General features: G+C 63.2%; 9 protein-coding genes, 1 tRNA gene and 1 pseudogene. 9 read left to right on the forward strand and 2 right to left on the reverse strand.

Going from position 1 to position 8,985, the window contains the following annotated elements; genetic code table 11:
• Nucleotides 1-17: 17 nt before the first annotated feature.
• On the reverse strand, nt 18-1,355 hold the full coding sequence (gene aroA / locus CQ14_RS34155) for a 3-phosphoshikimate 1-carboxyvinyltransferase (RefSeq protein ID WP_057862160.1): 1,338 nt from the start codon (nt 1,353-1,355) through the stop codon (nt 18-20).
• A gap of 144 nt (nt 1,356-1,499) precedes the next feature.
• Between aroA and CQ14_RS34160 the strand changes: the two genes are divergently transcribed.
• Together CQ14_RS34160 and CQ14_RS34165 are read left to right on the forward strand one after the other, a co-directional pair.
• Entirely contained in the window at nt 1,500-1,919 is a 420-nt protein-coding gene (locus CQ14_RS34160; RefSeq protein ID WP_057862161.1) for a TIGR02300 family protein, read from the forward strand.
• Nucleotides 1,920-2,034: 115 nt separating this feature from the next.
• Nucleotides 2,035-2,110: transfer RNA gene (locus tag CQ14_RS34165), tRNA-Ala, on the forward strand.
• 45 nt (nt 2,111-2,155) lie between these two features.
• Here the strand turns inward: CQ14_RS34165 and CQ14_RS34170 are convergent.
• Nucleotides 2,156-2,614 carry a MarR family winged helix-turn-helix transcriptional regulator gene (locus tag CQ14_RS34170; RefSeq protein WP_057862162.1) on the reverse strand — a complete coding sequence of 153 codons (459 nt, stop codon included), beginning with the start codon at nt 2,612-2,614 and terminating at the stop codon, nt 2,156-2,158.
• A 166-nt stretch (nt 2,615-2,780) separates the two neighbouring features.
• On the opposite strand from CQ14_RS34170, the gene CQ14_RS34175 reads away from it, so the two are divergent.
• From CQ14_RS34175 to CQ14_RS34200, 7 genes and pseudogenes are all read left to right on the forward strand, one after another.
• Nucleotides 2,781-3,206: an organic hydroperoxide resistance protein gene (locus CQ14_RS34175; protein WP_057837514.1), complete on the forward strand. Its 426-nt coding sequence runs from the start codon at nt 2,781-2,783 to the stop codon at nt 3,204-3,206.
• Nucleotides 3,207-3,380: 174 nt separating this feature from the next.
• On the forward strand, nt 3,381-4,340 hold a 960-nt coding region (locus tag CQ14_RS34180), incomplete at its 3' end, for a CaiB/BaiF CoA transferase family protein (protein WP_245320743.1).
• Nucleotide 4,341: 1 nt separating this feature from the next.
• A pseudogene (locus CQ14_RS47255) lies at nt 4,342-4,580 on the forward strand (hypothetical protein); the annotation flags it as partial.
• Nucleotides 4,581-4,789: 209 nt separating this feature from the next.
• Nucleotides 4,790-6,103 carry a sn-glycerol-3-phosphate ABC transporter substrate-binding protein UgpB gene (ugpB, locus tag CQ14_RS34185; RefSeq protein ID WP_057862163.1) on the forward strand — a complete coding sequence of 438 codons (1,314 nt, stop codon included), beginning with the start codon at nt 4,790-4,792 and terminating at the stop codon, nt 6,101-6,103.
• Nucleotides 6,104-6,167: 64 nt separating this feature from the next.
• Nucleotides 6,168-7,049: a sn-glycerol-3-phosphate ABC transporter permease UgpA gene (gene ugpA / locus CQ14_RS34190; RefSeq protein ID WP_057862164.1), complete on the forward strand. Its 882-nt coding sequence runs from the start codon at nt 6,168-6,170 to the stop codon at nt 7,047-7,049.
• Nucleotides 7,049-7,897 carry a sn-glycerol-3-phosphate ABC transporter permease UgpE gene (gene ugpE, locus CQ14_RS34195; RefSeq protein WP_057862165.1) on the forward strand — a complete coding sequence of 283 codons (849 nt, stop codon included), beginning with the start codon at nt 7,049-7,051 and terminating at the stop codon, nt 7,895-7,897. The genes ugpA and ugpE overlap by 1 nt, the downstream gene beginning before the upstream one ends.
• Before the next feature lie 7 nt (nt 7,898-7,904).
• Nucleotides 7,905-8,985 (forward strand): sn-glycerol-3-phosphate import ATP-binding protein UgpC (locus CQ14_RS34200; RefSeq protein WP_057862166.1); only part of this gene is annotated, 1,081 nt, incomplete at its 3' end.

Below are 8,985 nucleotides of genomic sequence, written 5' to 3' on the forward strand. Positions count from 1 at the left end.
CCGCGCAAGCGCACTTCTCACGAAAACTCCGCGCCCAGCGAACGCATCATCGGAATGAAATCCGGAAAGCTGGTGGCGATGAAGGCGGTGTCGTCGACCTTGACCGGCTTGTCGGCGGCCAGCCCCATCACCAGCGCCGACATCGCGATGCGATGATCCATGTGGGTGGCGACAAGGCCGCCGCCCGGCACGTGGCCGCGCCCTTCGACGATCAGGTCGTCTCCGGTGATCTCCACCTTGACGCCGTTGACGCGCAACATGGCGGCAGTCGCCTCCAGCCGGTCGGATTCCTTGACGCGCAATTCCTGCAGGCCGCGCATGATGGTCGTGCCTTCGGCGAAGGAAGCCGCAACCGCCAGCACCAGATATTCATCGATCATCGAGGGCGCGCGCTCCGGCGGCACCTCGACGCCGCGCAGCTTGGAGGCGCGCACGCGCAAGGTGGCCATCGGCTCGCCGGCGTCGCCACGGACGTCGCTCTCCTCGATCGACGCCCCCATTTCGCGCAGCGTGGTGAACAGGCCGGTGCGCAGTGGATTGGTCATCACGTCGGAGAAGGTCACATCGGAGCCCTCGACGACCAGCGCCGCCACGACCGGAAATGCCGCTGACGACGGATCGGCGGGCACCACGACCTCGGCGCCATGCAGTTCGGGCTGACCGGTGAGCGCGATTCTGCGGCCGTGACTGCCTTCGGTGGCCGAGACGATCTCGGCGCCGAAATGTTTCAGCATCAGCTCGGTGTGGTCGCGGCTGGCTTCCTGCTCGATGACGGTGGTGACGCCCGGCGCGGCGAGCCCTGCGAGCAGCACCGCCGACTTGATCTGGGCTGAAGCCACCGGCGTGCGATACAGAATCGGCACCGGATCGCGTGCGCCGTGCAGCGTCAGCGGCAGGCGGCCACCTTCCCTGGTCTCGCCGGCCTTGGCGCCCATCAATTCGAGGGGATCGAGGATCCGGCGCATCGGCCGCGAGCGCAGCGAGGCGTCGCCGTCGAATACCGCCGTGATCGGGCAGCCGGCGACGGCCCCCATCACCAGCCGGCAGCCGGTGCCGGAATTGCCGAAATCGAGCGGGCCAGCCGGTTGGGCGAACCCCGCCACGCCGACACCTGCGACCTTCCAGGCAAACGGTCCGGTTCGCTCGACCTTGGCGCCCAGCGCCTGCATGGATTTGGCCGTGTTGAGAACGTCTTCGCCCTCGAGCAGGCCGGAAATGCGGGTTTCGCCGACCGAAAGCGCCCCCAGGATGAGGGCGCGGTGTGAAATCGACTTGTCGCCGGGAACACGTACTTTCCCGGACAGGGGGCCACTGGAACGGGATTCCAGCGGGGTTTGGGCGGTTGAATGGGTCAAGATGGGGGTCCTCTGCGGGGGCCGCAGTATCACATGGGCCCCCCGGCGTCACGCTGCCGTCAAATGCGTCAAACCGCTATTGACACCGGGCCCTCAACTAGCCAAGTGAAGCACCGTTTTTCGAAAAATTCCCAGGATCCACACGTGGCCAAATCCGACCTCGGAACCAAGCGCATTTGCCCGACGACGGGTAAGAAGTTCTACGACCTGAACAAGAACCCGGTGATTTCGCCCTATACCGGCGAGGTCGTGCCGATTGCGCCGATCGCGCCGCCCCGGACCGCCCGTGGCGATGCCGCACGCGCTGCTGCCGCCGCAACTACCGCCGCCGACATGCCGGAGCCCGCCGAGGCCGAAGAGTTGGTCTCGCTCGAGGAGGCTGACGCCGAGGAGAACACCGGCAAGGTCAAGGCCCAGGTTCCCGAATCGGAAGACGACATCGAGATCGATGAGACCATCGAGGACGATGACGACGACGATTCGACCTTCATTCCGGACGAGGAAGAGGGCGACGAAGACGTTACCGACATCATCGGCGACGTCGGAGGTGATGAAGAGACTTGAGATCGTCCCAGAACTGTGGTTCAGGGACATGCTCGCGAGTTACCCACGACTCGCGGGAGAGCATGATCTGGAAAAGTAGTTTTCCGAAATGATCGTGCTCAGGCGATAGAGTTACGGGGCCATAGCTCAGCTGGGAGAGCGCTTGCATGGCATGCAAGAGGTCGGCGGTTCGATCCCGCCTGGCTCCACCAACCTCAGCTCGCTTCGCGAGCTTCCGTTGGACAGGCTAATTTCCCCTACTCCCCCAACACCGCATTCAATCGATCGCGCAACGCGACGATCTCGTTCTTCATCGTCACGAGTTCACCGACCGAGCAGGCTGACGCTGCCAGGATCGATTGCGGCACGGCCCGCGCTTTCTCCCTGAGCGACTCGCCCTTTATCGTCAGCGCGATCAGCACCTGACGCTCGTCTTCCGTGCTGCGGGTTCGCTTGATGAGGTCGGCGGCCTCCAGCCGCTTGAGCAGCGGCGTCAGCGTGCCGGAATCCAGGAACAGCCGCTCACCGATGTCCTTGACCGCTACGCCGTCGCGCTCCCACAGCACCAGCATGACGAGATATTGCGGATAGGTCAGACCGAGCTTGTCGAGCAGCGGCTTGTAGACGCGGTTGAACGCGTGCGCGGTGGAATACACCGCAAAGCAGATTTGATTATCGAGCCGCAGCGGAAAGTCCGCTGAAGATTTCCTGGCCATCACGACCTCGTTAACGGGCAGCGCCTTTGCCCCGATCTAGAGTCCTAAGCGCTTGATTTCAATTGCATACAATCAAATTGCGTCGCCTGCAATAATCTGCATTGTGCACAATCTAATTGTATGCAATACATAAGCTATCGAAACGGCAAACCCAAGGGAGACCACCATGTCCGTGAACGTGCTCTACAAGACCAGCGCCAAGGCCACCGGCGGCCGTGACGGCACCGCTGCGACCCTCGACGGCGCGCTCGACGTCAAGCTTGCCACGCCGAAGGAGCTCGGCGGCGGCGGTGGCGCCGGCAACAATCCCGAGCAGTTGTTCGCGGCCGGCTATGCCGCCTGCTTCATCGGCGCGATGAAGTTCGTCGCCTCCCAGGGCGGCCCAAAGGTGCCCGCGGACGCCACGGTGACCTCCACTGTCGGCATCGGACCGCGTTCGGAAGGCGGCTTTGGCCTCGATATTGATCTCGCCGTCTCGCTGCCCGGCGTTCCCAAGGCGGAAGCGGAAGCGCTGGTCGCCAAGGCCCATCAGGTATGTCCGTATTCCAACGCCACCCGCGGCAACGTGGATGTGCGCCTGACGGTCGTGTAACGGTGCGATCCGGACGGCCCGTCGCCGAGACGACGGGCCGCTCACCCCGCGGAATTTTCGCGGCGCCTGCTACAGCGGTGGCGTCATGCGCCCGTGCGCGCGACGCCATTGCTGCCGCGCCTGAAGACCGCTAGCTCAGGGCATCCATTCTCATCCTGAGCGAAGGTCTTCTCCATGAGTTCTACCGGCGCAATGACCGGCCTGCGCGTGATCGATCTGACGCGCGTGCTCGGCGGACCCTATTGCACGCAAATCCTCGCCGACCACGGCGCCGACGTGATCAAGGTCGAACCGCCGGCGGGCGACGAGGTGCGCGACTGGGGCCCTCCCTTCCACGAGGAGGACGCGGCCTATTTCGTCGGCATCAACCGCAACAAGCGCTCGATCGGGCTCGACCTCGCCTCCGAGGGCGGGCGCGCGGTGCTGATGAAATTGCTGGAGACCGCAGACGTCCTGATCGAGAATTTCAAGCCGGGCACGCTCGACAAATGGGGCATCGGCAACGACGTGCTGCGCGCGAAGTTTCCAAAGCTGGTGCATTGCCGGATTTCCGGCTTCGGCGCCGACGGCCCGCGCGGCGGCAATCCCGGTTATGACGCGATCATCCAGGCCATGACCGGCATGATCGCAGCAACCGGCTCGCCCGAAAGCGGCCCGATGCGGATCGGCGTTCCGCTGGTCGACATCACGACAGGGCTTTACGCCGCGATCGGCATCCTGATGGCGCTGTCGGAGCGGCAACGTTCCGGTTTGGGACAGTTTCTCGAAACCACGCTGTATGAAACCGGCCTCGCGATCATGCATCCGCATACCGCGAATTATTTCATGCATGGCAAGCCGCCGAGCCTGACCGGCAACGAGCACCCGAATCTGGTGCCGTATGCGATCTTCCCGACCAAGACCGACAACATCTTCATCGGCGTAGGCAATGACGGCACCTTCCGCAAGCTCGCCAAGGAAATCGGCAAGCCCGAGCTCGGCACCGATCCGCGCTTTGCCCGCAACAAGGACCGCATCGCCAACCGCGACGCGCTGCGCGCCGAGCTTGCCGCCGTGTTCAGCCAGCACGAGGCCGAGCCGCTCTGCAATCGGCTGCTCGCCGCCGGTCTGCCGGCGGGGCCGGTGCAGAGGATCNCCGGTGCAGAGGATCGACCAGGCGCTAACCAATCCGCATACGCTGCATCGCGGCGATATCATCGAAAAGGACTGGTACAAGGGCGTCGCCTCCCCGATCCGGCTGGAGCGGACCAAGCCGAGCTTGCAGCGCACCCCGCCGAAATTCAGCCAGCACACATCAGAGGTGCTCGGCGAGTTCGGCTATTCCAAAGACGAGATCGCTGCGCTGGTCGCCAAGGGCGCGGTCTGCGGCTCTGACCGCAAGCGGTAACCATCGTCGCCCCTGCCTTGTGCGCAATTGCGCACAAGGCGGCGGCGACGGGAGCGTTGTGGCCTTCGCCTATTTTCCGGCTTCCCTCCGCGCACGCTTTCCCAATACCATCCTTTCGCTTATACGGTCATTTGCACGTCATCCGTCGCTGTTATCGCGCGAAACGAAGGTGGCGACCCCAACCCGGAGGAATTCCATGGCACTTCGACAATTCGGCGCAGCGGCGGCAGTGACGGTTGCGCTGGCGCTTGCAACGCCCGCCCACGCTGTGACCGAGATCCAGTGGTGGCACGCCATGACCGGCGGCAACAACGACATCGTCAACAAGCTCGCCGAGGAGTTCAACGCCAGCCAATCCGACTACAAGGTCGTCCCGACCTTCAAGGGCAGCTATCCCGACACCATGAATGCCGGCATCGCCGCCTTCCGCGCCGGCACCGCGCCCCACATCATTCAGGTGTTCGAGGTCGGCACCGCGACGATGATGAGCGCCACCGGCGCCATCAAGCCGGTCTACCAGCTTATGAAGGATGCCGGCGAGCCGTTCGACCCCAAGGCCTATCTGCCCGCGATCACCGGTTACTATTCGACCTCGAAGGGCGACATGCTGTCGTTTCCCTTCAACTCCTCATCGATGGTGATGTGGATCAACAAGGACGAACTGAAGAAGGCCGGCGTCACCGAGATTCCGAAGACCTGGCCGGAAGTATTCGAGGCCGCCAAGAAGCTGAAGGCGGCCGGCCACACCACCTGCGGCTTCTCCAATGCCTGGGCGAGCTGGGCGCATATCGAGCAGTTCTCCGCCTGGCATAACGTGCCGATCGGCAGCAAGGCCAACGGGCTCGACGGATTCGACACCGTGCTCGAGTTCAACTCGCCGCTGCATGTGAAGCACCTGCAGAACCTGATCGACCTGCAGAAGGACAAAACCTACGACTATGCCGGCCGGGCCAATGCCAGCGAAAACCGCTTTGCTTCCGGCGAATGCGCGATCTTCCTGACCTCGTCGGGCTATTACGCCACCGCCAAGAGCACCGCCAAGTTCGACTTCACCTCGGCGCCGATGCCCTATTATCCCGACGCCAAGGGCGCCCCGCAGAACTCGATCATCGGCGGCGCTTCGCTGTGGGTGATGGGCGGCAAGAAGCCCGAGGAATACAAGGGCGTCGCCAAGTTCTTCACCTTCCTGTCCGCGACCGACCGCCAGGCCAAGCTGCACCAGGAATCCGGCTACCTGCCGATCACCAAGGCGGCCTATGAAAAGACCGTCAAGGACGGCTTCTACGAAAAGAACCCGACGCTGCAGACGCCGCTGAAGGAATTGACCAACAAGGAGCCGACCGAGAATTCGCGCGGCCTGCGCTTCGGCAACATGGTGCAAATGCGCGACCTCTGGGCCGAGGAGCTGGAAGCCGCGCTGGCCGGCAAGAAAACCGCCAAGGAAGCGTTGGATGCGGCGGTCGCACGCGGCAATGCAATGTTGCGTACGTTCGAAAAGACGGCAAAGTAAGACCCACCACGGCTCCCTCTCCGCCCGGGGAGGGAGCATCTCTCGCATCACGCAAGCGGCTTGAATGGAAAAGTCTGTCGTCTTCAACAGCAAGCTGCTGCCCTACCTGCTGCTGATTCCGCAGCTCATCATCACATTCGTATTCTTCTACTGGCCGGCGAGCCAGGCGGTCTGGCAATCCTTCCTGCGCGAGGACGCGTTCGGGCTGACTTCCGAATTCGTCGGCCTGGAAAACTACACAACACTGCTCGCCCAGCCTGAATATTACGCAGCGATGATGGTGACGGTGGTGTTCTCCTCGCTGGTCGCGGCGTTGTCGCTCTCCATTGCGCTGTTGTTTGCAACCCAGGCCGACAAGAACCTGAAGGCCGCCGGCGCCTACAAGACGCTCATGATCTGGCCCTATGCGGTGGCGCCAGCGGTCGCCGGCGTGCTGTGGATCTTCATGTTTCATCCCTCGCTCGGCACGTTGGCGCGGCCGCTGCGCTTTATGAATTTCGACTGGAATCCGCTGTTGAACGGCAACCACGCCATGGCCTTGGTAGTGATGGCGGCGGTGTGGAAGCAGATCTCGTATAACTTCCTGTTCTTTCTCGCAGGGCTGCAATCGATCCCGAAAAGCGTGCTGGAAGCCGGCGCGATCGACGGCGCGGGCCCGTTGCGGCGGTTCTGGACCATCACCTTCCCGCTGCTGTCGCCGACCACGTTCTTCCTCCTAGTCGTCAACGTCGTCTACGTCTTCTTCGACACGTTCGGCATCATCGACGCCGTCACCGGCGGCGGCCCGGCCGGCGCCACCACCACCTTGGTCTACAAGGTGTTCGCCGACGGACGGCTTGGCGGCGATCTCGGCGGCTCGGCCGCGCAGTCGGTGATCCTGATGATCATCGTGATCGCGCTGACCGCGATCCAGTTCAAATATATCGAGCGCAAGGTGCAATACTGATGGTCGAGCACCGCCCGCTCAACGATATCATCGCCTATGCGATCCTGACCCTCGGTGTCTTCATCGTCGCCTTTCCGGTCTATCTGGCGCTGATCGCATCCACCCATGACGCCGCCACCGTCGTCAGCGGCAACATGCCGCTCTCGCCCGGCGACCAAATGCTGGAAAATTACTACCGCGCCGTATTCATCGGCGGCGCCCGCACCAGCCGCGAGCCGGTCGCTCAGATGCTGATCAACTCGTTCATCTCCGCGCTCGGCATTGCGCTCGGCAAAATCTTCATTTCGATGCTGTCGGCCTATGCGGTGGTGTATTTCCGCTTTCCGTTCCGCAAGACCGCGTTCTGGATCATCTTCGTCACGCTGATGCTCCCCGTGGAGGTCCGCATCTATCCGACCTACAAGGTGGTGGCCGACCTCAAGATGCTCGACACCTATGCCGGGCTGATCCTGCCGCTGATCGCTTCCGCCACCGGCACGCTGTTATTCCGGCAGTTCTTCATGACCATCCCTGAGGAGCTATTGGAGGCGTCGCGGATCGACGGTGCAGGTCCCTTCCGCTTCTTCTGGGATACGCTGCTGCCGCTCTCGGTGACGACGATCGCCGCCCTGTTCGTGATCCAGTTCATCTATGGCTGGAATCAATATCTGTGGCCGCTGCTGATCACCACGCAGGATTCGATGCAGACCATCGTCATCGGCATCAAGAAGATGCTGTACACCACCGACGAACTCGCCGAATGGCAACTCGCGATGGCCACCGCCATTCTGGCAATGCTGCCGCCGGTCGCGGTCGTCGTATTCATGCAGCGGCTGTTCGTGCGCGGCCTGGTCGAGACGGAGAAGTAAGGTAGTCATGGCCAACGTCACGCTTCGCAACGTCCGCAAGACCTATGCCGGTGGCTTCGAGGCCATCGAGGGCATCGACTTCGAGGTCGGCGACGGCCAGTTCTGTGTGCTGGTCGGGCCTTCCGGCTGCGGCAAATCCACGCTGCTGCGCATGGTCGCGGGCCTGGAGACCATCACCGGCGGCGAGATCGATATCGGCGGGCGTGTCGTCAACCAGATCGAGCCGGCCGATCGCGACATCGCGATGGTGTTCCAGAACTACGCGCTCTACCCGCATATGACCGTCTACAACAACATGGCCTATGGGTTGCGCAACCGCGGCATGGCCGAGCCCGAGATCAAAACGCGGGTGGAGGAAGCCGCGCGCATTCTCGAACTCGGCGCCATGCTCGAACGCAAGCCGCGGCAATTGTCCGGCGGCCAGCGCCAGCGCGTGGCGATGGGCCGCGCCATCGTGCGGCAGCCGAAAGTGTTTCTGTTCGACGAGCCGCTGTCGAACCTCGACGCCAAGCTGCGCATCGCGATGCGGGTCGAAATCCGCAAACTGCAGCGCCGCCTTTCGACGACCTCGATCTACGTCACCCACGACCAGCTCGAGGCGATGACGCTGGCCGACATCCTCGTGGTCATGAATGGCGGCCAGGTCGAGCAGATCGGCAATCCGCTCGAGATCTACCAGAAGCCGGCCACCACCTTCGTCGCGTCCTTCATCGGGGCGCCGCCGATGAATCTGATGCCGCTGCGCTCCGACGAACTCAAATCGCAACTGAACGGCGATGCCCGCGTCAATGAAGCCGGCATTTTGGGCATCCGGCCGGAGGATTTCGTCATCACCAACGAGACGGTACCCGGCGGTGTGGCGCTCGGCCTCACCGTGGAAGCGATCGAGCGCGTCGGCGCCGAAACCTTCGTCTACGGCACCAGGCAGAAGGAAGAGCAGGGTGTCGCCGCCACCCCCGGAGAACTGCCGCCGGGCGAGATCATCGTGCGGATTCCGGGCGCCATCGGGCCAGCCATCGGGGAGCGAATCAGGGCGGTGGCCGCCAGCGACAAGCTGCATCTATTTGCCGCCGACGGCCGCAAGCGGG

The sequence above is a fragment of the Bradyrhizobium lablabi genome, assembly GCF_001440475.1.
GTDB classification, from domain to species: domain Bacteria; phylum Pseudomonadota; class Alphaproteobacteria; order Rhizobiales; family Xanthobacteraceae; genus Bradyrhizobium; species Bradyrhizobium lablabi.

Coding starts and splice junctions, on each gene's coding strand:
- CQ14_RS34170 (WP_057862162.1), bottom strand. CDS start 2,614: ATGGCCAGGAAATCTTCAGCGGACTTTCCGCTGCGGCTCGATAATCAA.
- CQ14_RS34175 (WP_057837514.1), top strand. CDS start 2,781: ATGTCCGTGAACGTGCTCTACAAGACCAGCGCCAAGGCCACCGGCGGC.
- ugpB (WP_057862163.1), top strand. CDS start 4,790: ATGGCACTTCGACAATTCGGCGCAGCGGCGGCAGTGACGGTTGCGCTG.
- ugpA (WP_057862164.1), top strand. CDS start 6,168: ATGGAAAAGTCTGTCGTCTTCAACAGCAAGCTGCTGCCCTACCTGCTG.
- ugpE (WP_057862165.1), top strand. CDS start 7,049: ATGGTCGAGCACCGCCCGCTCAACGATATCATCGCCTATGCGATCCTG.